Raw genomic sequence first — 23276 nt, forward strand, 5'->3', positions numbered from 1 at the left:
CCTTTTGCCTTTCCTGCGGCGATGCGGCTGATGCGGGACGGGTGGAGCCCGAAGTAGTCACCGATGGTTTTGAGGGTGTAGCCACCGCTGGCGTAGGCGTGCTGGATGGCTTCGTTGCGTGGATAGCGTGCTGTTAGTTGGTCGAGTGGCGGTGGTGTGGGGCGTTGCTGTGCTTTTGGATGTTCAATTTCTGGTTCGCCTTGGCGATGGGATAGCTGACGTTCGATAAAATCCTCGGAGCCGAGATATAACTGTGCGTGCAGTTGGCCCCATGGGGATTCTTTCCCGATGCCCTCGGCGACAAATTGCTGATAGGCGGCTGAAGGTTCTGGTCCGAATTCGTCGAGTACGCGATCCGTCGTCAACCACGTGGGTGCGCTGGCCTGCCCGGCGGTGGCAGTGTAACTGCTCCATTTCCAGTCCGAAGGACGTGCGACCAGATGGGCACGGACCGGGTTAAGTACGATATAACGCGCGAGTTCGAGCAGGTAGGACTCGCGTTCCACCAGAATCGCCTTGTATCGGCCCTGGAGAACGTGCCCCACTCGTCGATGCCTGCGGTTGAACCGCTGTGTGTAGACGCCATTGAGCCACTGCATACCGCGGGAGAGGTTCGCGTCCGGCGTTTCAACGAGCAGGTGATAATGATTTCCCATCAGGCAGTACGCTGACAGTACCCAGTTATACCGTTGTACGGCTTGAGCCAGGGTGTCGAGAAATCGCTGATGATCGACCGAATCTTGGTAGATCCATCCGCGTCGGTCGCCGCGTGCGGTGACGTGATAGAGCGCCCACGGGTACTCCAGGCGTAGGGGTCGGACCATCCTTGTCCCTCCGTCATGTATGCCTGACGAGGGAGTACACCTTAAAGTGGTGTGCGATGCCACCCGTGTTGCCGTGGTTCGCGCCAGAGAGCAAAAGGCAAGGTCTGACCCCCAAGCCCCCGCACAAAAGGCAAGGTCTGACCCCCAAGCCCCGCGCAAGGTCTGACCCCCAGGCCCCGCCCAGGCCCCGTTTTCCGTCCGTCCCGCCGGCCTGCGAAATCCGAAGGTAGACCCCGGGACCTTTGAAGTTGAAGATGCGTTTCGCCGGGCTCAACGCAGCCTACGGGGTGGTCGGATTGCGCAGGATGCCGCTGAGCGAAGCGAATCTTGGGTGCTAGCGGGCGGGGTCGACGCGGATTTCGAGAGTGAGGGCGTCGCGGTCGCGGGTGGTGCGGCGAGAGGCGATACCGCGTTCGTCGAGTTCGATGGTGCGGCCGACGCCCGCGAGGTCATGCCATGCGCCGGGCTCAATGGTGATGGACGATTCGACGGCCTGGCGTTCCACGCGGCCCATGGTGGTGGCGGGCGGCTGTTCGTGGAGTTGAACGATATCCACGCGGATGCGACCGTCGGGCTGGGCGTGGGGCTGCACGCGGAAGCCGCGGGCGGTGTCGCGGAATACCGGCTCCATGCCGAAGCCGGAACGACCGGCGAATACACGGAAGCCGTGGGCCTCGGTCTCGCCGACCAGGATGATGGTCTCGGTACCTTCGCGCAGGCGGATCTGCTGGGTCTGGTCGTCCTGGCGGGTGGTCGTCCAGCGCCGCGCTGTACCCCGGGCGCGGGTTCCGTCCGGGCCGGATTCGATGTCGATGCCCGCACCGGTTTGCTGCCGGGGGCGATCGCTGTGGCGACGTACCGAGAGGACAAGATCCTGGGCGCTGTGGTCGAGTTCGGCCACGACCTCGCGGATCTGCTCCAGGGTCCGGGCGTCGGTGCGTACCAGGAGGCGGAAGCCGTCGGCCCGCAGTGTGGCCGCATCGCCGAACAAGCCCTGCAGCTCGGGAAGGATCTCGGCGGCCGGGCGATTCTGCAGAGGGAGGACGGCGACCTCGGCCTGCGGGTCGCGCCCCAGCACGGGTGCCGAGGGTCCGGCCAATAGCAGGCACCCCGCCAGGATGCGCAGGGCGCGGCGCCTAGACCATGAGCCGACGCAGTTCGATCGCTTCATCGCTGAGACTCCAGTTCGCCTCGAAATCCAGGGCGGACCGTTGGGTACCCGCACGGTCTTCGACATCTCCGCGAAGAACGCGTTGTCCGCCGGCCTGGGTGAGCTGCATCCACCCACTGTGATCGGCGATCGCGGTCAGTGTGAGGGGGCTTTCGTCGGTGGCATCCAGCCGTCGCACGGTCACGGCGGTGGGCAGGCGCTTGATGCTTTCCACCAGATCCGGGATGCGCTCGCGCAGCGCCAGATCGTCATCGACCAGAATACGGATATCGGTATGGCGGTGGCGGCGGGCGATATTCGCCAGGTATGAGCCCAGCTCCAGCCCCCGGAACTCCGCCAGCAGTTCCACGCGGGCATGCAGCCAGAAGCGCCGCCGGGTCTGGCCCAACAGCTCCCCGAGAAGGGCGGCTGCGTCCTCCATTACGGGGTCGGTGGTCGGTTCGGCCATGCGGTCGCCTCCGGGCTGGGTCTCTACTCAGCATAGGCAACTAGCGCGCCTCGCGCATCTGCTTTAAGGGGGGCGGCGATCGAATCCACGCATGGATCAACCGTTGGTGAAACGCTTCGCGGCTTCGGCTAGTTTCTCTCGGGTCTGCTCCAGCAACGGAGTGAGGTCCATCGCTCTACGAAGCGCCTGCGCAAACTCTTCGGGGTCCCGCATGTATTCATGGATCAGGCGATTACGCAGATTCCGTGCTTCGACCCAGTCGGCGACCGAAGGAAGGTAGCCGAGCCGTTCCATCCGGGCGAGGTTGTCGAGGGTGGCGCCGACGTCTTCCAGGAGGTGTCCGAGTAATTCCGGGATCAGTTTGTCCCCGAGCGTGTCCTGAAGGCGCCCGAATCGAGCGACGAATGCATCCAGCCTTTCGGACAGCTCGGGTTCGTGTTCGAGTTGGCTAACCCACTGGGCCGTTATCGGTTCCTCGGTAAGCCGATCAACGGTCTGTCTCAGATGGCGAGCTTCTTTTCGCGTGGTTTCAAGCAGGAACTGGAGGCGGTCCTTGTCGGGGTTCAATGCCACAGTGCGACTCCCTGTTCGCGCGCCTTGTCATGAATGGGCTGGTGCCGGGTATCGGGATCGAGAACCAGGACGTCGATGCGCTGATCGCCCAGAGCCATCTGCAAGCGACCCGAGAAGCGAGCGGCCATCGCAGCGCGGTTTGGCACGCGATGCGGCGTCTCCACGAGCAGGTCGATGTCACCACCGCGAGCTGAATCATCGACCCGTGAACCAAACAGATAAACGGTACAGTCGCCAAAAAGCTCGTGGGCGATGGTTTCGATCGTTTGGCGCTGATGTTCGCTAAGTCGCATGAGGGCACCTCCAGCACCATTGTAGGCCGCCGGCGGTGCTAATTCATGGCTGTGCTTGCGGCGGAGTGTGCGCGCGATTGAATCAGCGTTTCCTTAACCGGCCTGGGCCCGGGCCCGGGCCTGGGCCAGGGGCTGGCGGATGCGGCGCAGCATGCGCCGGTGGGGGATGCCGGCGTCCTCGAAGGTGTCGGAGATGATGAAGAAGTCGTGCTGGGCGTAGAAGCCCAGCCGGGTGTTCTGGGCGTTCAGCCAGACCTCGCGCCAGCCGTGGCGCATCGCGGCCTCGACCGCGTAATCGAGCAGGCGCGAGCCGATGCCGTGGCCGCGCCAGGGTTCGCGCACGGCCATGCGTCCGATCTGGCCGGAGGGCAGCATGCGCAGGGTGCCGATGGGTTCTTCGCCGGGGCCAATGGCGAGCCAGTGCAGGGCGGTCGCATCCAGACCGTCGAATTCCAGCGGCTCGGGGACGCCTTGTTCCTCGATGAAGACCTCGCGACGAACGGCGGAGATGGCTTCGGCGTCGGCGGGCCAGCTGGCCTCGCGGAATTGAATGCGATGTTGCATGGCTGAAGCTCCTCGACCAATCGGGATGGTCTGTGACCGAATCCCGGTTTCCATGAACCCGGAAGTTTGCATTCTAGTCGACGAATCCAGAACCGTCCTGTGACCAGAATCCCAATAAACTGGTGATTCGGTACCAGAATTGGCCCATACGTGGGGAAGACTCTAGAGAGTATTGGATGATTGGTGGGTCGGGTGGGGCACAGGTGTGTCGGGGCGTCCGGGTTCCAGGACGACCTGCATCAGGTCCACACGCTGGTGTTCGAACCCCACCTCGCAGTAGGCGAGGTAGTAGCGCCACATGCGCAGGAACTCCGGGGCGTATCCCAGTGCCTCGATGACCAGTTCGGCCTGGCGCACCTCGCGATCCCAGCGGCGCAGGGTTTCGGCATAGTCCAGTCCGAAGAACCGCTGATCGCCGACTTCGAGGCCCGCTTTGCGCGCCGCCTCGTTGAAGCGGGGGACCGAGGGCAGCATCCCGCCCGGGAAGACATAGAGCTGGATGAAATCAGCATTGTTGCGGTAGTACTCGAACGCGCTCTCGTCGATGGTGATGACCTGCAATGCGGCACGCCCGCCGGGGCGCAGGCAGCGGCGAACGGTCTCGAAGAATCTCGACCACCATCGCTGCCCAACCGCCTCGAACATCTCGATCGACACGACGTGGTCAAACTGTCCAGTGGTGTCGCGGTAATCCTGCAGGCGCAGTTTGACACGGGCGGATAGCCCGGCCCGTTCGATCCGCTCGCGGGCGTAGTCGAGCTGCTCCTGCGACAGGGTAATGGCCGTGACCTGATGGCCGCGTCGCGCGGCGAGTTCGGCAAAGCCGCCCCAGCCGCAACCGATCTCGAGGATGTGGGACCCGGGGGCGGCGTCGAGTTGCTCCAGCAGGCGCTCGTACTTGCGCTGCTGGGCGCTCTCCAGCGCCTCGTCGCCGCGACTGAACAGGGCCGCGGAGTAGCTCATGCTCGGGTCCAGCCACAGGCGATAAAAGTCGTTGCCGAGGTCGTAGTGGAAGCGAATGTTGGCGCGACTGCCGCGGCGGCTGTTGCGGTGCCACCAGTGGCGCAGGGCGTCGAGCTGGCGCTGGACCAAGGGGCGGGCCGCGAGATCGGCCAGTGCCGCCTCATTGTCGGTGGCCAGGTGCAGCAGGCCCTTCAGGTCCGGCGTGTTCCAGTCGCCGGCGATGTAGCCCTCGGCAAAGCCGAGGTCCCCGTGGCGCAGGATGCGCAGCAGCGTTCGCCAGGGCCGCTTGAGGTGCCAGATGGCCTCGCGGCCTGGCTGCGCGCCCTGTACGAGCTCCCGTTCCCCGCGTGGGCCGACCAGTGTCAACTGTCCCTGTTCGAGACCGCGCAGGGTCCGGGCGATCAGTTGCAGGGCCCTGTGCCGGCGGGTCGCGAAGTCGGTGGTCGCGCTTCCTTGTTCGACGGACATCAGTGCATCTCCTTTTGCGGCGGCGCGGGGCGCGGGTGGTAGCGTCCGCCGCGCAGCCAGATCTTGAGCGCCTGCCAGTGAATCAGTGGCAGGACCTTGAGGGTCATCCACGGCTGGTGAAGCAGTGCGGCCCGCAGGGTCTGGTCGCTGAAGTCGCGCAGACGACCGTGCTGGGTCGCGATCAGGAACGGCGAACCCGCCTGGGTCTCGCGAATTGCGAGGCGCACGGTGGCTCCGCGTTCCATGCGTGCGGGCGAGATCGCGAAGGCGTAGCGCGCATCCATGTCGATGAACGGGGATACGTGAAAGGCCTTGTCTTTCTCCTGGCGTACCGGCGTGGTCATGGCGCGCCCGCCTTCGTGCAGCAGGTAGTGGTGGTGCTCGCCGAAGGTGTTGCGGACTTCCAGCAGCACGCCGCGCAGCCCGCCATCCGCGTGATAGGCGAACCAGACGCTGAGCGGATTGAACGCGTGCCCCAGTACGCGCGGTATCGCGAGAAGGTGGATCGCGCCGCCCGCGAGCTCGATGCCGTGCTCGGCGAGGCGGGACTCGACCCAGGGCCGCCAGGGGCGACCATCGCGCGGGCCATGGTCGCGGGTATGCAGGCTGAACAGGTTGAAGCGGTCCATCGAGAACAGCCGGCAGCGAGCCGCGGTGGCCTCCAGGTGATCGATGTCGAACAGCGCGGCGATCACCGGATAGCGAAAGCGATACGCCGGCGCTGCAATGCGCTGGTGCATCACCGATGTGTAGACCAGGGCCGCGTCCATGCCAGTGCCTCAGACGTCCTCGGGGCGCGCAGCCGTTGCCGCAGTTGGCGTCACGCCACCGCCGTTGACCGGCTTCGGATCCGCCGGCACCGGCACGGGTGTAGCACTCGTTATGGAGCTCCACGGGGGTGCGATGCCCATTCCCTCGCCGATGGTGACAGCGGAGCGTAACCCGTCCTCGTGGAAGCCGTCGCCCATCCAGGCCCCGGCGAAATAGAGTCGGTCCTGGCCCTGGCGGGCGATCAGGCGCTGGCGTGCAGACTCGGCGGGGGCATCCATTACTGGATGCTCCCAAAGGTGCTCGCCAAGCACCGTGGTGGGGTGGGGCTCCCGCCAGGGGTTCAGGCTGATCACGTAGTCACGACGACGTTTCAGATTATGCAGGCGGTTCATCCAGTAGGAGACCGAGACCCGTTCGCCGGGCTGCGTGGTGCGCCCGCTGAGGTAGTTCCAGGAGGACCAGACGCGGCGCGAACGGGGCATCAGGGTGGGGTCGGTATGCACGATCGCGCGATTTTCCTGGAAGCGGCAGTTCGCGAGCAGGCCGTCGAGCACAGGCACGGCCCGCCCCAGGAGACGGCGCGCGTCGTTCGCGTGACAGGCAAACACGACCTGATCGAACCCCTCGGAGCGCTCCGCGGTCAGCACACGCCACTGGCCGTCTTCCGGGATCACGGCGCGCACGGCCTCGTGTATCACGCTGCGTGGCTCGAGCCGCGCGGCGAGGCGCTGCACATATTCGCGGCTGCCACCGCGCACGGTGCGCCACTGCGGGCGGTCGCGCAGGTCCAGCAGCCCGTGGTTGCGAAAGAATCGCAGGAAACTTGCCGCCGGGAACTCGCGGATGGACGCCGGCGGCGAGGACCAGATCGCGGCGGCCATCGGCAGCAGGTAGTCCTCGCGGAAGCCACGACCGAAACGGTGTCGCGAGAGAAAGTGATCCAGTGTGCCCTGCGGGGTCTCGCCGCGCTCGAACAGTCGATGCCCCAGGTGATTGAAGCGCAGGATGTCGGCGCCCATGCGCAGAAAGCGCGGGTTGAGCAGGTTGCGCCGCTGCGCGAACAGGGTGTTCAGGTCACTGCCGGCGTACTCCACGCCGTGGGGTTGCCGGGAACACGAGAATGACATGTCGGTCTGCTGGGTCGGCACGTCCAGGTCGCGGAACAGGCGCGTCAGCAGCGGGTAGTTGCGCTCGTTGTACACCACGAATCCGGTGTCGAGGTGAGTGGGGCCCTCCGGGTCGGGTACCTCGATGGTGTGGGCGTGACCGCCCAGTTCGGGCGCCGCCTCGAACAGACGCACCTGGTGGCGCGACTGCAGGATCCAGCTGCTGGCCAGGCCGGCGATGCCACCGCCGATGACAGCGATGCGAGAGGTGCTCATGACGACGGTTCCGATTCCATCAAGGGGTGATGTACATCTTATACAGGACCTGTACAATGCCTGTAAATGGGCGCCGTCCCGAATGCGGTGCAAAGAGGGCCTGGCATGGCCCGGGGTGTGGAGGGTGCAGTGATGCGCAGGGCGAGTCGGTTCCTTGTGGTGATAGGGCTGTTGTGGACAGGCCTGGCGTCTAGCGCGGCGGCGGGCGAGGCGGGGGCGCTGTGCCCCGCGAGCCTCGACTTCGAGATGCGTCCGCTGACCGCATCCGAACCCGTGCGTCTTTGCGAGCGCCATGCCGGTCAAGTGCTGCTGGTGGTCAATACGGCAAGCCAGTGCGGTTTCACCCCGCAATACGAGGGCCTGGAGGCGTTGAACGCGGAACTTCACGAGCAAGGGTTCAGTGTGCTGGGGTTCCCCTCGGGTGACTTCGCCGGGCAGGAATACGAGGACGAGGCCGATATCGCCGAATTCTGCCGCTCCAACTACGGCATCCAGTTCCCGATGTACGAGAAGGTGCATGCCTCGCGGCGTCACGCGGCGCCCGGTACGCTTTATCACTATCTGGGGACCGCGGCGGGCGAGTTTCCGTCCTGGAATTTCCACAAGTATCTGATCGGGCGCGACGGCGAGGTGCTGGCCTCGTTCGGCACACGGGTGACACCCGAAGACCGACGTCTGCGCGCCGCGATCGAGGCTGCCCTATGAACGACGTTGTCCAGGCCATGAGCGACTGGCCCCGCGAGGTGCGCGAGGCACTGGCGCGGTACGAGGTCGTGGCGATTACGTCGGGGTTGTCCGATGTGCGCGATGCCGAGGCGCTGCTGGAGGCGATGCTCCCGGGACGCTGGGTGCGCCTGGAGTGGGGCATGGGCTCTGCTCACAACCGCGAGCAGTTTCATGCCCTGCAGCAGGCGACTGGAGCCGATGTGTTGCCCTATTTCGTTGCGCGGGACGGTGCAATCGGGGGGCTCCCCGAGTTGCGCGAATACCTCGGCGCGCGGGCTGTCGCGGCCGGGTCCAACCGAGGCCCGCGTGACGCCGCGGAACGGGCCGGGCAAACGCAACGGTCCCAGGAAGCCTCGGCACCGATGCTTCAGGTGCTGGGATACGGAGGGCTAATCCCCTTTGTGGCCCTGGGCTTCGGCGCCTGGATGGCCCAGCCGGAATGGCAGGTTTTCGCACTGGAGGCCCTGGCGTTTTATGGTGCCGTTATCCTGTCGTTTCTCGGGGCGATCCACTGGGGGCTTTACCTGGCGGATCGCGAACACCGGGTGGGCCCGCTGTCGGCGCCCGTGTGGGCGGTGGTCCCGGCGGTCCTCGCCTGGCTTGCGTTGCTGCAACCGTTGCCCGAGGCACTGATGACCCTGGCCGTGCTGTTTCTGGGGGCGCTGTGGGTGGACCGCCTGAGCCTGCGTGGGCGGCCGTTGCCGCGTGGGTACCTGGGGATGCGCCTGGTGCTGACCGCGGGGGCCATCGTATCGCTGGCCTCCGGGCTGGCCGTTATCATGGGGCGCTGACGCGCCCGCACGCCCCAGGGAATGCCGAAGATGGCACAGAACAAGGACCTATCGATGCAATCAGATGCCCGAACCGCGGACGAACCCGTGACCAGCGCCGCCGATGGGCGGCCGCTGCCGGCCCCCGAGGCGCTGGCCCGTCATTATCGCGAGATCCTCGCCGGCCTGAATGAAGACCCGAACCGCGAGGGCCTGCTGGATACGCCGATGCGGGCGGCCAAGGCGATGCAGTACCTGACCCGTGGCTATCACCAGGACCTCGACACGATCGTCAACGGGGCGTTGTTCAGCTCCGATAACGACGAGATGGTGCTGCTGCGCGATATCGAGCTGTACTCGCTGTGCGAGCACCACCTGTTGCCGATCATCGGCAAGGTGCATGTCGCCTACCTGCCGAATGGCAAGGTGATCGGCCTCTCCAAGATCGCGCGGATTGTCGATATGTTCGCCGCGCGCCTGCAGATCCAGGAAAACATGACCCGGCAGATCGCCGAGGCGTTGATGCAGGTCACCGATGCCAAGGGCGTGGGTGTGGTCGTGGACGCCAAGCACATGTGCATGACCATGCGCGGGGTGGAGAAGCAGCACTCCTCGATGGCGACGTCGGTGATGCTGGGTGCCTTCCGCAAGGATGCGCGCACCCGTCGCGAGTTCCTCAACCTGATCCACGGCTCTCGCGACTGAACCGCTGGCGGCGGCCTGTGCAGGGCCCTGAACCGGCGAACCGTCGTCGAGTGATTACATCGGGCGCAGCGGGATACCGAACGAGATGTAGTTGACCCCGGCCATGCGCAGGTGTCGCACATCCTGCGCGAGGCTGTTCAGCAGGTACAGCCCCAGTTCGCGCAGGGACTGCTCGTCGTTGTGACCCCATTGCCGGGCCTTGCGCAGCGAGGCCTCGTCGACTTCGGCCGCCGCACTGCGGTCGATCATCTCCACCGCGAGGTGTTCGCCCTCGCGTTCCAGACGGACATCCACCGGGCGGCTGCGCCCCGGCTCGCTGGCGGCCTGTTCGGACAGGTGCATGAACACCTCTTCCAGGGCCACCTGCAGCTTGACGGACTGCTTCTCCGGCAGACTCAGGCTCTCGCCGAACTCCCGCGCCATGGCCTGGATCTGCGGCAGGGATTCGGCCTCGGGCGCGAAGGTGCTGTGGCGTCGTGGGCGCGGGCGCAGGTTGAAGATCAGGCTGATGGCGACCGCGACGGTGCCGCCGGTGGTCACGCTGTTGTTCATGAACGGCCCCAGCGCGTCCGGGATCAAGTGATGGAAGAACAACTGGTTCTGGAACAGGAAGCCGGTGGAGAACGCCACGCTGATGATCAGCCCGCTCTGGTAGCTCAGGCCGTCCTGTGCGCACAGGCGAATGCCGGCCACGAACAGCAGCGCCAGAAGGATCAGCAGGAAGGCTCCGAAGACCGGGCCGGGGAGCGAGATCATCACCATGTTGAGTTTGGGGATGAGTGCGACCAGGGCGAGGAAGCCGGCGAAGTAGTAGCCGACGCGCCGCGCAGCCATGCCGGTCAGCTCGATCGAGGACACGCCGATCCCGTAGGTGGTGTTCGGCAGCGTACCCAGGCCGCCGGCGATCATGTTGCCGACCCCGTCCGCATAGAGGCCGCCGCGCACGCGGTCGTAATCAACCTTGCGCGGGATCCGGTGGGAGTTGCGTTGCGCGACCATGGTGTCGCCCACCGACTCGACCGATCCGACCAGCGTGACGATGATGAAGGTCAGAAGTAGTGTGAACCAGGCGGTCGAGAACTCGAAGTTGAAGCCCGGCCATTCCAGTGGCGGCAGACCCAGCCAGGCGGCGTCCGCGACCCTGGAAAAGTCCGTGACGTTGAATGCAACCGCCACCGCGACGCCGACCCCGAGCCCGATGATGGGTGCCCAAAGGCGCAGCATGCGACCGCCGAAGATCGCCAGCAGGATGGTGAACCCGAGCGTAAACAGGGCGACGACCAGGGCGCGCCAGGTGCCCTCGTACTCGCCTTCTCCATGCATCATGTCGGCCGTGGACGGGATCACGGTCAGCACCAGCAGCATGATCACGACCCCGCTGACGGTCGGCGTTATGATGCGCCGGAACAGGCCCAGGTAGCGGGCGAACAGTAACTGTGCGGGTGCGGACAGGATGGCCAGCGTCGCGACCAGCGCCATGCCGCCGACCATGGCCGCCTCGATGCCGACGGCCAGATACGCGGTCGAGGTGCCCATGAAGATCAGGTAGCCCGAACCGACCGGCCCGACGCGACGAACCTGGACCAGCGTGGCGAGCGCACTGCCGATGAGTGCGGCAAAGACGGTCCACTGGGTGGCGGCCAGGTCGAGGCCGATGGTGCGCGCCAGAATCAGGGGCGCGAGGATAATGGTCGGGGCGACCAGGATCAGACTCTGAAGGGCGCTGAGCGCGCATTTCCCGATCGGCGGACGGTCATCCACCTCGTAGAGAATCTTCGATTGCGAGGATTCGGTCATTGCATCACCGCGTGGGGAGCACGAAAGCGCCGAATCGTATCAGGGTAAGGGGGGAGTGACCGCGCAGGCGTGAGTCAGGCGTTGGCCCGCGCCGACCCCGGTCGCGGGCCCAGGCAAAAAAAAGGCCCGGTGGGAGTCCGGGCCGAACGTTCAGACAACCGTGTGATGGAGTCTTCAAGTCTGAACGGCGGAACTGCGGCGGCCGTTGCCAGGCGCCGATCTTTCCGCTCTTGCCTCGGTAGACAGGGGTGTTGCCCACAGGTTCCTTTCGGATCCGGGTATCACGCCAACGCGTTCACATTTTGCGGGGCGTAGAATGAAATCCATGCGTGGAGTGGAACAGATTCCCTGGCTTTATGACGCCCTGATGGGGCTGGCGGACGCGCTTGGTTTCCGTGGCTGGCGCCGCCGTCTCGTCGCGGGGGCAGGGGGGCTCGTCCTCGAGCTGGGCTGTGGCACGGGCCGCAATCTTCCCCTGTATTCCGCCTCGACGCATGTCGTCGCGCTCGATCCAGACCTGGCGGCCCTGCGTCGGGCGCGCGAACGCGCGCCCGGGGCCCTTTTCGTGGTCGCCCGGGCCGAGGCATTGCCATTTGCCGATGCACGGTTCGACACGGTTGTGTCGGGGCTGGTGTTCTGTTCGGTTCAGGACCCGGAGCAGGGGCTGGCGGAGATCCGCCGTGTGCTGGGCACCGAGGGTCAGTTGCGCATGCTCGAGCATGTGCGGCACACGCGCCCGAGCCTGGCCTGGGTGCAGGATCGCGTGCAACCGACCTGGACCTGTGTGACCGGGGGTTGCCACCCGAACCGCGATACCGAGGCGGTGGTGGAGCGCGCCGGGTTCGTAATCGAGGCGGAGGATCGCGAGTCGCGCGGGGTTATGCGGCGGTTCGCCGCCCGCCCGGACCCGCTCGAGGCCGCACGCGCCGAAAAAACTTCACCCATGCCCTAAAGTCTGCGCACCACTGGCCGTCACCCGGAGTGAGTCGGGCCCGAAACGGCACACCGAGTCCCCGGGCGGGCCGGCTCCATATTCGAATCAGGAGCAGAAGATGGATGCCAGTGCGATTGCCAGCCAGGCCACGCAGATGAGCCAGCAGAACATCGCCGCGCAAAAGGATGTGGCGGTACAGAAAAAGGCCATGGAATCGGAAGAGATGGCGGCACAGGGCCTGTTGCAGGCCATGCCGAACATCAGCGAGATGCAGGCGACCTCCCAGGGCCTGCCCGACCACGTGGGCAATAACGTCGACACGACCGCCTGATTGCCCATACGGTCACTTGGGGAAGCTGGTTTCCCTTTACGCCCCGCCGGAGCGCCCCGGTGGGGTGTTTTCGTTTAAGGGGCCTGTAGGGCGCGCCGGATCAGGTGGTTTCGGAGGCCTCGGCGCGGGATTCCTCCGCGGCGGGCTCCGGCTCGGTCGCCGTGTGCTGGTCGATCCAGTTCTTGGCGGCGATCAGCAGGCCCATGGCCATGAACGCGCCCGGCGGCAGCAGGGCCAGCAGGAACCCGTGTTCGGACGGGTAGATCTGGATGGTCATCGCGCGCCCCCACTCGCCGAACAGCAGGTGGGCGTTGTCCATCAGCGTGCCCTGGCCCAGGACCTCGCGCAGCGCGCCCAGCGCAATCAGTACGCCGGTAAAGCCCAGCCCCATCATCAGACCGTCCAGCGCGGCGCGCGGGACCGAGTTGCGCGAGGCGAAGGCCTCCGCGCGGCCGATAATCGCGCAGTTGGTGACAATCAGCGGGATGAAGATGCCGAGGATCAGGAACAGGCCGTGGAACCAGGCGTTCATCGCCAGTTCGATCGCGGTCACGATGGAGGCGATGATCAGCACGTACACCGGGATACGGATCTCCGGACGGGCGTGGCGGCGGATCATCGAGACCAGGACGTTCGACAGCAGCAGCGTCAGGGTGGTCGCGATGCCCAGGCCGATGGCGTTGACCATCGTCCCGGAGATCGCCAGCAGCGGGCACAGGCCGAGCAGCTGGACCAGGCCCGGGTTGTTGTTCCACAGGCCGTCGCGAATGATGTCGGTCAGGGTCGGGTTCATCGGTCGTCCTGTTCCGAGTACATGGATCAGTCGTTCCCTATTGGTTCGACCACCGCACCTTCCTCTTCCTCCGGCGAGGTCGAGAGCAGGTCATCGCGGTAGTCGTCGAAGTATTCCAGTGTGCGGCGGACGGCGCGAACCACCGCACGCGGGGTAATGGTGGCGCCGGTAAACTGGTCGAACACGCCGCCATCGCGGCGCACCGCCCAGTCGCCGGGCGAGGGGTCGCCCAGGGAGCGGCCCTCGAAGCCGTGGATCCAGTCGGAGCGTTCGGCCTCGATCGCGTCTCCCAGGCCCGGCGTCTCGCGGTGGCTGGAGACACGCACGCCCAGCAGTTCACCGTCGCGGTCCACGCCGATCAGCAGGTGGATGTCACCGCTGTAGCCGTCACGCGCGACCGCCGAGAACACGATGCCCATGACGTTGTCGTCTGCGTCGCGTGCGAACCACGCGGGCAGGTTGTCGCCGCCCAGACGCTCGTCACTCAGGGCCACTGCGTCGTGCACCGGATCATTGGCGTAATCGAGGTCGCCGGTGAGCTCCGCGATGCGGCTGCGGTTGACCTCCATGCGGTTGTCCGCGATGCGGGCCTCCGTGCCTTCCTGCACCAGCGCGACCAGACCCGCGCCGGCCGCCGCAAATCCGGCCAGCAGGACGGTGGCGATCAGGATGTCGCGCGGCTTCAGGTCAGGCACGACCGTCCCCTGACGGCGGTCCGCCGCGAGTGCGCCCGAAGATCCGCGGTCGTGTCAGGTGGTCGAGCGTCGGGGCGACCATGTTCATCAGCAGCACGGCGAACGCGACTGCGTCCGGGTAGCCACCCCAGGTGCGGATCACAAAGATCAGCACGCCGATCCCGGCGCCGTAGAGGATGCGACCCAGAGGGGTGGTGGACGCGGAGACCGGATCGGTGGCGATAAAAAAGGCCCCGATGATCACCGCCCCGGAAAACACGTGGAAGGCCGGCGAGGCGAACGAGTCCGGGTCCAGCAGCCAGAAGAAGCCGGCCGGGATGGCCACGCCCAGGATCACCGCCACCGGGATGTGCCAGTGGATGATCCGACGGAACAGCAGGTACAGCCCACCCAGCAGGAAGAAGTTGCCGACCCATTCCCAGCCGGTCTCGGTGAAGCTTCCGAACAGCGGGCTGGCCGTGATCTCGCCAACCGTGCGCCCGGAGACCAGCCCCTCGCGCATCGCGTCGAGCGGGGTGGCGCGCGTGACCGCGTCCCACGCCTGGGCGCCGGGGAGACTGCCGGTCAGAACCGTCTGCAGGGTCTGCAGCAGGGTGAGCGGGGATTCCGGCAGCGTGCTGGGGGCCGGCCAGAGCGCCATTTCGCGCGGGAACGAGACCAGCACGACGACATAGCCGACCATTGCGGGGTTGAACGGGTTGTAGCCCAGCCCGCCGTACAGGTGCTTGGCGACAATGATCGCGAATGCAATACCGATTAGCGTGACCCAGAACGGCGCCAGTGGCGGGATCGCCAGCGCGAACAGCCAGCCGGTGACGATCGCGGAGTTGTCCGCCAGTGTGGCCATGACGGGCCGCTTGCGCGCGGCGACCATCGCCGCCTCGAAGGTCACGGCGAACAGCACGCCCAGCAGGACGTTGACCAGTACACCCCAGCCGAAGAACCAGGTCATCGCCAGGGTCCCGGGCACCAGCGCCATCAGCACCTGCTGCATCACGCCGCCCACGGAGTGCGCGGGGATCACGTGCGGCGAGGATTGCGTGCGAAAGCGCATCAGCGGTCGTCCCTGTCGCGGGTGTCGTTCGTCGTGGAGGTTTCCTCGCGGGTCGCCTCCGACCCGGGTGCCTGATCGCTACCCTTCGCGGACTCTTCCGCACGGGCGGCCTTTTTCTTCTGGGCGCGTTCCAGTGCCGCCTGGATCGCGGCCTGCTTGTCGCCGTCGGCTTCCTTGTTCTTCAGAGCGGCCTTTTTCTTCGCCAGGCGTTCGGCCTTCTCGCGCTCCTCGCGTTCGATGCGTTCCTGGCGGAATTCGTAGCGTTCGCGCGCGATGTCCGACTTGTGGCGTTCCTTCTCCCGCGCCCAGATCTCGTTCTTGGCATAGCGGTAGTACTGGACCAGCGGGATGTTGCTGGGGCAGACATAGGCGCAGCAGCCGCATTCGATGCAGTCGAACAGCCCGTAGTCCTGGATCGCGTCGAAGTCTTTTGCTTTCGCCTGCCAGTAGAGCTGCTGCGGCAGCAGCTGGGCGGGGCAGACGGCCGCGCACTCGGCGCAGCGGATGCAGGGCATGACCGGGCCGGGGTCAGGCGTGTCCTGGGGGCGCGTGGCGAGCAGGCAGTTGGTGGCCTTGATCACAGGAATGGAGTCGTCGTGGACCGCGAAGCCCATCATCGGGCCGCCCATCACCAGCCGGTCCACGCCTTCGGCATAGCCGCCGGCCGCCTCGATCACGTCGGCGAACGGGGTGCCGAGCAGGGCTTCCACATTGCGCGGGTGTTTCACACCGGGGCCGGTGACGGTGACGATACGCGACAGCAGCGGTCGGCCCTGGATCACCGTGTCGCAGATCGCCTTGAAGGTGCCCGGGTTGTGGCAGACCATCCCGAGATCCGCGGGCAGGCCGCCGCTCGGGACCTCCTGGCCGGTCAGTACCTTGATCAGCTGGCGTTCGCCCCCGGTGGGATAGATCGAGGGGACCGATACCAGCTCGATCAGGTCGCGCAGCTCGGGGGGCAGGGTCTCGGTCAGCGAGCGCATCGCCTCCGGCATGTTGTCCTCGACCGCGAACAGCACCCGCTCCACGCCCAGCAGGCGGGCGGTGATGCGAATCCCCTCGAACACCGCCTCGGGAGCGGTGCGCAGCAGCATGTCGTCGGCGCTGATGTAGGGTTCGCACTCCGCCCCGTTGACCACCAGCGTATGGATGCGCTGGCCGGCGCGCGGGTTCAGTTTGACTGCCGTGGGGAAGGCCGCGCCACCCAGTCCGACGATCCCGCCGGCACGCAGGCGCTGGCGCAGCGCACGCAGGTCGCGGGTATCCCAGTCCAGCCAGGGCTCCATGCGGGCATCGCCCCAATCGTCGTGCCCATCGGGCTCGATCACCACGCAGGGGGCATCAAGGCCCGAGGGATGAGGGACCGGGTACAGGTCGATATCGACCACCTTGCCGGAGGTGGGCGCGTGCACGTGCGCGGCGATGTAGCCCTTGGACTGGCCGATGCGCTGGCCCTTGGTGACGTGATCGCCGACCTGGACACAGGCCTCGGTCGCCTCGCCGATATGCTGGCCGAGCGGAACGGTCAGTTTCGCAGGCACACCCATCACCAGCACCGGCTCGGCGGTACTGGCGTCGGTCTCGTCGGCCAGTTTCAGGCCTCCATGGAAGCGGTGCAGCTGCATTGGCGTATTCTAACGTTTCGCGGAACCCCGGCTTAGCGGGAGCTCCGCGAGCCTTCTGCAAGAGCGTGTATGGGCCGCTCGATAGGCGAGGGTTCCGGTTCCGCCCAGCGCCATTCGGTGATGTCGGTCTGCACCGGGACCATCTCGATGCAGTCGACCGGGCAGGGCTCGATGCACAACTCGCAGCCGGTGCATTCCTCCTCGATGACGGTGTGCATCTGCTTGGCTGCGCCGAGGATCGCGTCCACCGGGCAGGCCTGGATGCACAGGGTGCAACCGATGCAGATGTTCTCGTCGATGACCGCGACGGCCTTTTCCTGTTCCTCTTCTTCCAGCGGGGTCGGCTCGCGGTCCAGCAGGTCCGCCAGGGCCTGTACCGTGGCCTGGCCGCCGGGGGGGCAGCGGTTGATGTCGGCCTCGCCGGCGGCGATCGCCTCCGCGTAGGGGCGGCAGCCGGGGTAGGAGCACTGGCCGCACTGCGTCTGGGGCAGCAGGGCGTCGATCTGGTCGACGACCGGGTTTTGCTCGACGCGAAAACGCTGCGCGGCAAAGCCCAGGATCAGGCCAAACGCGGCGGCCAGACCGCCGATCGCGAGGATGGCGTAGACGACACTCACAGCCGCACCAGTCCCGAGAAGCCCATGAATGCCAGCGACATCAGCCCCGCCGTGACCATGGCGACTGCGCTGCCGCGAAAGACCACGGGCACATCGGCTACCGCGATGCGTTCACGAATGGCGGAGAACAGGATCAGGACCAGAGAGAAGCCGACCGCGGCACCGAAGCCGTAAAGCGCGGATTCGACGAAGTTGTGGGCTTCCTGGACGTTCAGCAGGGCCACGCCCAGCACCGCGCAGTTGGTGGTGATCAGTGGCAGGAAGATGCCCAGCACGTTGTAGAGCAGCGGGCTGGTCTTGCGTACGACCAGCTCGGTGAACTGGACCACCGCGGCGATCACCAGGATGAACGCGATCGTGCGCAGGTACTCGAGCCCCAGCGGGGTCAGCAGGTATTCGTTGATCACATAGGAACTGACCGCGGACAACGTCAGCACGAAGGTCGTGGCCAGGCCCATGCCGGTGGCCGTCTCGACCTTGCGCGAGACCCCCATGAACGGGCACAGGCCCAGAAACTTCACCAGTACGAAGTTGTTCACGAGGATCGTACTGATGAGGATCAGGACGTATTCCACGTTAATTCCGAGTCGTCAGGTCAACAAAATAGTATCAGGGACCGCTTATCTCGACTCAACCCTTCCAGATACGGGTGATCCGAATCGCCGCGCCCTGGTAGGAGCGGGTTTGCCCGCGAGGCCCTTGCAATGGCCAGGCTTTGGCCGCAGGGCATTCGCGGGCTGGCCCGCTCCTGCCGGTTCCTCCCCCGCAGGCCGATCGCACCTTGTTGTCAGTTTAGCGGTCTGCCGGGATGAGCGAGTCCAGACTGCGCAGCGCGTGATGGTCCGAAGCGGACGGGTCGGCGAAGGGTCGGGCGGTCTGCAGCCAGGCCTGGTGCGCGGCGTCCAGCTCCTCGCCGCGCACCGACAGCAACAGGATGGCTTCCGGAGCGATGCCGATTTCGTCCGCCAGACGGCGGTAGCTGCCGGCATCGCGCCGACCGCCGATGCGGGTGTCGAACAGTCCGGTCAGGCGCTGCTCCACCTCCGGGTACGGGCCGTGACGCAGCCAGTCGCGCTGGACCGGGGCCGGGCTGGCGCCAAAGCTGTACAGGGCCACGCCGGCATCGTCCAGCGCCATCAGGGCACGGGCCGTATCGTCCGACAGCTCCGGGCGCAGCATCGAGGCCTCCAGGGCATCGGCCCAGATGAGTCCCTGTAACTGGCGCAGGGGCGTGATGTCCTGCCCGCCGCGGATCCAGGCGCGGATCTGTGCCAGCAGTCCGTCGACGTCCAGCTCGCGTCCGGAGTAGGCAAGGATGTCCGCCAGTACGCGCTGTACGGCGGTGGTCTCCGCGTGGCGCTCGAGAAAGCCCGGCAGGGCCTCCAGCGAATAGGGTTCCAGCGTGTCGCGCAGCACGCCGGGCGGGGCCAGGACCCCTTCGAAGGCAAGGATGAGGGCCTGGGGCGCGGGAGTTTGGGGTGCGATCATCGGTTCATCTGGTGTGCGAGGGTCTCGCACTGAAACATAAATTCGAAGGCCTCGACCCGGTGCAGGGCGAGTTCGACGCTCGCGCCCCAGGTGTAGAGGCCGTGGCCGCCGATCAGGAACCCGGCGAGGTTCGGCTCGCGGCTCATTGCGGCGTCGACCCGCGCGGCCAGCTGTTGCACGTCCGGTTCGTTCGCGAACACGGGAAGGTCCAGGCCCTGCGCGGGATTGTCCACACCGGGCAGTTCGCGCAGGACCTCGTAGTCGCGCAGGCGCAGGGCACCGGGAAACTGGCGCGACAGGACGGTCGCATGTACCGAGTGCGTATGCAGCACCGCGCCCAGCTGGGCATCGTGGCGGTACATGATGATATGCAGGAAGGTCTCCGGCGCCGGCTCTTCGCTGCCGGCGACCACGTGGCCGTCGAGATCGACCACCAGGAAGTCGTGGCGGTCGAGAAAGCTCTTCTCGCGATTGGGCGCGGTGACGGCGATATGCCGGTCGTCCAGGCGCGCGGAGAAGTGGCCGGTGCGGGCGGGCAGCCAGCCGCGCGCCGAGAGATCACGGCCTGCTTCGGCCAGCAGGCGTACCTGCGCCAGGAATTCGGGGCTTTGGTCCATGCGTCCGGGTATCGGCAAAAGAGCGGCAGCTTACGCGAGCCGTGGGTGCAAATCCATGACGCGGGCGGCCTATTTGACCCGCATCCCGGGCCGGGCGCCGTCGTCCGGGTTCAGGATATACAGCTCCGAGCCGCCGGGTCCGGCGGCCAGGACCATGCCTTCGGAGACGCCAAAGCGCATCTTGCGCGGCGCGAGGTTGGCGACCATCACGGTGTGCCGCCCGACCAGGTCCTCCGGGGCGTAGGCCGACTTGATCCCGGCAAACACCTGGCGCGTCTCCGATCCGATATCCAGCGTCAGTCTGAGCAGTTTGTCCGCGCCTTCCACGTGCTCGGCACTGGTGATGCGCGCGATGCGCAGGTCGACCTTGGCGAAGGTGTCGAAGTCGATGGTCTCGGCGATGGGGTCCACGTCGGGCTCCGCGTCGGTGTTGGGGGTGGTCGCGGGTTCGGTCGCGGCCAGGGTGGCCTTCGAGGCCTCCAGCAGCTTGTCGACGGTTTCGCCTTCGATGCGGGTCATCAGCGGCTTGAACTTCTCGATCGAGCACCCGACCAGCGGCGCACGCGTGTCCCAGGCCAGGCTGTCCAGCCGCAGGAAGGCCGCGGCGTCGGCTGCGAGCCTGGGCAGGACTGGGGCGAGGTAGACGATCAGGATGCGGAACAGGTCCAGCCCCTGGGTGGAGATGGCCTGCACTTCAGCCTCGCGGCCTTCCTGTTTTGCGAGCACCCAGGGCTGGGCTTCGTCGATGTACTGGTTGGCCTGGTCGGCCAGCGCCATGATGCGGCGGATGGCTTGGGCGTATTCGCGGTTCTCGAACGCGGCCGCAATGGCCTCGCCCTCGGCCACGAAGGCCTGGTGCAGGTCCGGGCGTGGCAGCTCGGCGGCCAGCTCGCCGTTCGAGCGCTTGGTGATAAAGCCGGCGCAGCGGCTGGCGATGTTCACCAGCTTGCCGACCAGGTCCGAGTTCACGCGCTGGACGAAGTCGTCCAGGTTGAGGTCGAGGTCGTCGACCCCGGCCCCCAGCTTGGCGGCGAGGTAGTAGCGCAGGGACTCGGGGTTCAGGTGGTCAAGGTAGTCGCGGGCTCGGATGAAGGTCCCGCGTGACTTGGACATCTTCTGTCCGTTGACGGTCAGGAAGCCGTGGCAGAACACCGCGCTGGGGGTGCGAAAACCCGCGCCGTGCAGCATGGCCGGCCAGAACAATGTATGGAAATACGCGATGTCCTTGCCGATGAAGTGATACAGCTCGGCGTCGGAGTTCGCGCCCCACCAGGCGTCGAAATCCAGGCCCTGCTTCTCGGCGTAGGCGCGAAAGCTCGCCATGTAGCCGATCGGCGCGTCCAGCCAGACGTAGAAGTACTTGCCCGGGGCATCGGGGATTTCGAAGCCGAAGTAGGGGGCGTCGCGCGAGATGTCCCAGTCGGTGAGCCCCGCGTCGAACCACTCGTCCAGCTTGTTGCGGATCGCATCCTGCAGGCGGCCGGAGCCGGTCCATTCGCGCAGGAAGGCCTCGAAGTCGGCGAGCTTGAAGAAGTAGTGCTCGGACTGGCGCGACTCCGGCCGGGCGCCGCTGATCGCGGAGACCGGGTCTTTCAGGTCCAGCGGGCTGTAGGTCGCGCCGCAGGCCTCGCAGGAGTCGCCGTACTGCTCCTCGGCGCCGCAGTTCGGGCAGGTGCCCTTGATGAAGCGGTCGGGCAGGAACATCCCGGCCTCGGGGTCGTAGGCCTGGTCGATGGTACGCGTTTCGATGTGCCCGGCGTCGCGCAGCGCGGTGTAGATGCGCCCGGCCAGCTCGCGATTCTCGTCCGAGTGGGTTGAGTGGTAGTGGTCAAAGCCGACCAGGAACTCGCTGAAGTCGGCCTCGTGCTCCTGGCGCACCCGCGCGATCAGTTCTTCTGGTTCGATGCCCTCGGCACGGGCCTTCAGCATGATCGGCGTGCCGTGGGCGTCATCTGCGCAGACATAGATCACCTCGTGGCCACGCGCACGCTGGAAGCGCACCCAGATGTCGGTCTGGATGTACTCGACCAGGTGCCCCAGATGGATCGGCCCGTTGGCGTAGGGCAGGGCGCTGGTAACCAGGATCTTGCGCGGCGTGTCAGTCATCGTCGGGCTCGTGCGTCGGTAGCGGCGGGCGGTGGAATGCAGGGGCGCTATTGTCGGGGCTGCCCGCCGGGTTGTCGAGGCGCATAAAGACCGTCATAGGCTTTTCCACAGAAGCTGTGGATAACTCTGTGGGCAACCCAGTGGAATTCATCGTCAGGCCTTGTCACGCAAGGGCGTTGTACAGATTGGTCAAAAAACGTTCAATTTGTTTTTATACTTATCAAACAAAAAGATACGGGTTCTTTGTGTAGTTCTTTCGGTGTTTTGGCTGCTATCTGGGGCGTTTTCAGGGGCAGTGGAAACTCATGTGTATAAAACTCCCTGATAGGGGTTGACAGATCATTCAGGACCCCACTTGTGGCATGGCGCAAAGGACTGGCGAGTGGTGGTGCCATTGGCGTGCTGATGACGGCCCAGTAGAATCGCGCGATTACTCCCAACTGTCGGATGGAACGAACGCCATGGCCGAACTCTCACGCGAGCAGATCGAAAACGCCCTGAAGACCGTTCAGGACAAGTACCTGGAGCAGGACTTGGTGGCCGCCGGTGCGGTCAAGGACATCCGTGTGGAGGGCGCACGGGCGGCCATCACTCTTGAGATGGGCTACTCCGCGAGCGGCTATCACGACGAGCTGCGCGCTGCGATTCAGGGCGCGCTGGCCGGCGTGGCCGGGCTGGAGTCCTCGGAGGTGACGATCACCACCAAGGTGACCGCCCACGCGGTGCAGAAGAGCCTGAAGCCGATGCCCGGCATCAAGAACATCATCGCCGTGGCCTCCGGCAAGGGCGGGGTGGGCAAGTCCACCACCGCGGTCAATCTGGCGCTGGCGCTGGCCGCTGAAGGGGCGCAGGTCGGCATCCTGGATGCGGATATCTATGGTCCCAGCCAGCCGCGCATGCTGGGCATCAAGGACCGCCCGGAGTCGAAGGACGGCAAGTCCATGGAGCCGCTGGAGCGCCACGGCGTGCAGGCGATGTCCATCGGCTTTCTGATTGACGAGGACACGCCGATGATCTGGCGTGGCCCGATGGTCACCCAGGCCCTGGAGCAGCTGCTGAACGAGACCAACTGGAAGGATCTTGACTACCTGGTGATCGACCTGCCGCCGGGCACCGGCGACATCCAGCTGACCCTGTCCCAGAAGATCCCGGTCTCTGGCGCGGTGATCGTTACCACCCCGCAGGACATCGCGCTGCTGGACGCGCGCAAGGGCCTGCGCATGTTCGAGAAGGTCGAGGTGCCGGTACTGGGCATCATCGAGAACATGAGCATCCACATCTGCTCCAACTGCGGGCACGAGGAGCACATCTTCGGCCAGGGCGGGGCCGAGAGCATGGCCGAGGAATATGGTGTGGACATGCTGGGCGCGCTGCCGCTGGATATCCGCATTCGCGAGCAGGCGGATGGCGGTGAACCGACCGTGATCGCCGATCCGGACGGCCGCATCGCGGAGATCTACCGCGAGATTGCCCGTCGCACGGGCGCCAAGCTCGCGGAGCAGGCGAAGGATTACAGCAGCAAATTCCCCAACATCGTCATCCAGAACAACTGATCCGGCGA

25 protein-coding genes are annotated in these 23276 nt (G+C 65.9%); 6 read left to right on the top strand and 19 right to left on the bottom strand.

The window, feature by feature from the left end; genetic code table 11:
- The 9 genes from F813_RS13855 to F813_RS0101415 form a co-directional block, all read right to left on the bottom strand.
- The coding region (locus tag F813_RS13855) for a transposase (protein WP_081601275.1) at positions 1-824 on the bottom strand (824 nt) is incomplete at its 3' end.
- A 334-nt stretch (positions 825-1158) separates the two neighbouring features.
- Positions 1159-1899 carry a secretin N-terminal domain-containing protein gene (locus F813_RS0101380; protein WP_026148090.1) on the bottom strand — a complete coding sequence of 247 codons (741 nt, stop codon included), beginning with the start codon at positions 1897-1899 and terminating at the stop codon, positions 1159-1161.
- Positions 1900-1960: 61 nt separating this feature from the next.
- Positions 1961-2443, bottom strand: coding sequence for a hypothetical protein (locus tag F813_RS0101385; protein WP_017925271.1), 483 nt, complete (start codon positions 2441-2443; stop codon positions 1961-1963).
- Between the two features lie 96 nt (positions 2444-2539).
- Positions 2540-3016 (bottom strand): hypothetical protein, encoded by a 477-nt coding sequence (locus F813_RS0101390; protein ID WP_012983174.1) that lies wholly within the window; start codon positions 3014-3016, stop codon positions 2540-2542.
- Positions 3007-3309, bottom strand: coding sequence for a nucleotidyltransferase domain-containing protein (locus tag F813_RS0101395; protein WP_012983173.1), 303 nt, complete (start codon positions 3307-3309; stop codon positions 3007-3009). Before F813_RS0101395 ends, F813_RS0101390 begins: the two co-directional genes overlap by 10 nt.
- 93 nt (positions 3310-3402) lie before the next feature.
- Complete coding sequence (locus F813_RS0101400) at positions 3403-3873, bottom strand: GNAT family N-acetyltransferase (protein WP_012983172.1); 471 nt, start codon at positions 3871-3873, stop codon at positions 3403-3405.
- 162 nt (positions 3874-4035) lie between these two features.
- On the bottom strand, positions 4036-5304 hold the full coding sequence (locus F813_RS0101405) for a cyclopropane-fatty-acyl-phospholipid synthase family protein (RefSeq protein ID WP_017925272.1): 1269 nt from the start codon (positions 5302-5304) through the stop codon (positions 4036-4038).
- Entirely contained in the window at positions 5304-6074 is a 771-nt protein-coding gene (locus tag F813_RS0101410; protein WP_017925273.1) for a DUF1365 domain-containing protein, read from the bottom strand. Before F813_RS0101410 ends, F813_RS0101405 begins: the two co-directional genes overlap by 1 nt.
- Before the next feature lie 9 nt (positions 6075-6083).
- A complete protein-coding gene (locus F813_RS0101415; protein WP_017925274.1) occupies positions 6084-7457 on the bottom strand; it encodes an NAD(P)/FAD-dependent oxidoreductase in 1374 nt (457 codons plus the stop codon).
- Positions 7458-7589: 132 nt separating this feature from the next.
- Here F813_RS0101415 and F813_RS13480 point away from each other — a divergent pair, with 132 nt between their 5' ends.
- Genes F813_RS13480 through folE form a run of 3 tightly spaced genes read left to right on the top strand, consistent with a single transcriptional unit; the run spans position 7590 to position 9658 of the window.
- Entirely contained in the window at positions 7590-8162 is a 573-nt protein-coding gene (locus F813_RS13480) for a glutathione peroxidase (protein ID WP_026148091.1), read from the top strand.
- The gene (locus F813_RS0101425) at positions 8159-8974 is read left to right on the top strand and encodes a DUF3429 domain-containing protein (protein ID WP_017925276.1); all 816 of its coding nucleotides are present in this window, start codon (positions 8159-8161) and stop codon (positions 8972-8974) included. Before F813_RS13480 ends, F813_RS0101425 begins: the two co-directional genes overlap by 4 nt.
- A gap of 30 nt (positions 8975-9004) precedes the next feature.
- Positions 9005-9658 (top strand): GTP cyclohydrolase I FolE, encoded by a 654-nt coding sequence (gene folE / locus F813_RS0101430; RefSeq protein WP_017925277.1) that lies wholly within the window; start codon positions 9005-9007, stop codon positions 9656-9658.
- Positions 9659-9712: 54 nt separating this feature from the next.
- On the opposite strand, the gene F813_RS0101435 is transcribed toward folE, so the two are convergent.
- A complete protein-coding gene (locus F813_RS0101435) occupies positions 9713-11455 on the bottom strand; it encodes a uracil-xanthine permease family protein (RefSeq protein ID WP_017925278.1) in 1743 nt (580 codons plus the stop codon).
- Positions 11456-11780: 325 nt separating this feature from the next.
- Here F813_RS0101435 and F813_RS0101440 point away from each other — a divergent pair, with 325 nt between their 5' ends.
- Together F813_RS0101440 and F813_RS0101445 are read left to right on the top strand one after the other, a co-directional pair.
- Positions 11781-12407 carry a class I SAM-dependent methyltransferase gene (locus F813_RS0101440; protein WP_017925279.1) on the top strand — a complete coding sequence of 209 codons (627 nt, stop codon included), beginning with the start codon at positions 11781-11783 and terminating at the stop codon, positions 12405-12407.
- 100 nt (positions 12408-12507) lie between these two features.
- Positions 12508-12720, top strand: coding sequence for a YjfB family protein (locus F813_RS0101445; protein ID WP_012983163.1), 213 nt, complete (start codon positions 12508-12510; stop codon positions 12718-12720).
- Positions 12721-12820: 100 nt separating this feature from the next.
- On the opposite strand, the gene F813_RS0101450 is transcribed toward F813_RS0101445, so the two are convergent.
- From F813_RS0101450 to metG, 9 genes are all read right to left on the bottom strand, one after another.
- A complete protein-coding gene (locus F813_RS0101450) occupies positions 12821-13513 on the bottom strand; it encodes an electron transport complex subunit E (protein ID WP_017925280.1) in 693 nt (230 codons plus the stop codon).
- Positions 13514-13539: 26 nt separating this feature from the next.
- A complete protein-coding gene (gene rsxG, locus F813_RS0101455; RefSeq protein WP_017925281.1) occupies positions 13540-14208 on the bottom strand; it encodes an electron transport complex subunit RsxG in 669 nt (222 codons plus the stop codon).
- Positions 14201-15262: an electron transport complex subunit RsxD gene (rsxD, locus tag F813_RS0101460; RefSeq protein WP_017925282.1), complete on the bottom strand. Its 1062-nt coding sequence runs from the start codon at positions 15260-15262 to the stop codon at positions 14201-14203. The genes rsxG and rsxD overlap by 8 nt, the downstream gene beginning before the upstream one ends.
- A complete protein-coding gene (gene rsxC / locus F813_RS0101465; protein WP_017925283.1) occupies positions 15262-16887 on the bottom strand; it encodes an electron transport complex subunit RsxC in 1626 nt (541 codons plus the stop codon). Before rsxC ends, rsxD begins: the two co-directional genes overlap by 1 nt.
- 32 nt (positions 16888-16919) lie before the next feature.
- Entirely contained in the window at positions 16920-17504 is a 585-nt protein-coding gene (gene rsxB / locus F813_RS0101470) for an electron transport complex subunit RsxB (RefSeq protein ID WP_017925284.1), read from the bottom strand.
- On the bottom strand, positions 17501-18079 hold the full coding sequence (rsxA, locus tag F813_RS0101475; protein ID WP_017925285.1) for an electron transport complex subunit RsxA: 579 nt from the start codon (positions 18077-18079) through the stop codon (positions 17501-17503). Before rsxA ends, rsxB begins: the two co-directional genes overlap by 4 nt.
- A gap of 217 nt (positions 18080-18296) precedes the next feature.
- Positions 18297-18992: a hypothetical protein gene (locus F813_RS0101480; RefSeq protein ID WP_017925286.1), complete on the bottom strand. Its 696-nt coding sequence runs from the start codon at positions 18990-18992 to the stop codon at positions 18297-18299.
- The gene (gene mtnB, locus F813_RS0101485; RefSeq protein WP_017925287.1) at positions 18989-19609 is read right to left on the bottom strand and encodes a methylthioribulose 1-phosphate dehydratase; all 621 of its coding nucleotides are present in this window, start codon (positions 19607-19609) and stop codon (positions 18989-18991) included. Before mtnB ends, F813_RS0101480 begins: the two co-directional genes overlap by 4 nt.
- 69 nt (positions 19610-19678) lie before the next feature.
- Positions 19679-21715: a methionine--tRNA ligase gene (gene metG, locus F813_RS0101490; RefSeq protein WP_017925288.1), complete on the bottom strand. Its 2037-nt coding sequence runs from the start codon at positions 21713-21715 to the stop codon at positions 19679-19681.
- Positions 21716-22176: 461 nt separating this feature from the next.
- Here metG and apbC point away from each other — a divergent pair, with 461 nt between their 5' ends.
- Entirely contained in the window at positions 22177-23268 is a 1092-nt protein-coding gene (gene apbC / locus F813_RS0101495) for an iron-sulfur cluster carrier protein ApbC (RefSeq protein WP_012983153.1), read from the top strand.
- Positions 23269-23276: the final 8 nt, after the last annotated feature.

The organism is Thioalkalivibrio sp. HL-Eb18 (genome assembly GCF_000364985.1).
In the GTDB taxonomy this organism is placed as follows: domain Bacteria; phylum Pseudomonadota; class Gammaproteobacteria; order Ectothiorhodospirales; family Ectothiorhodospiraceae; genus Thioalkalivibrio.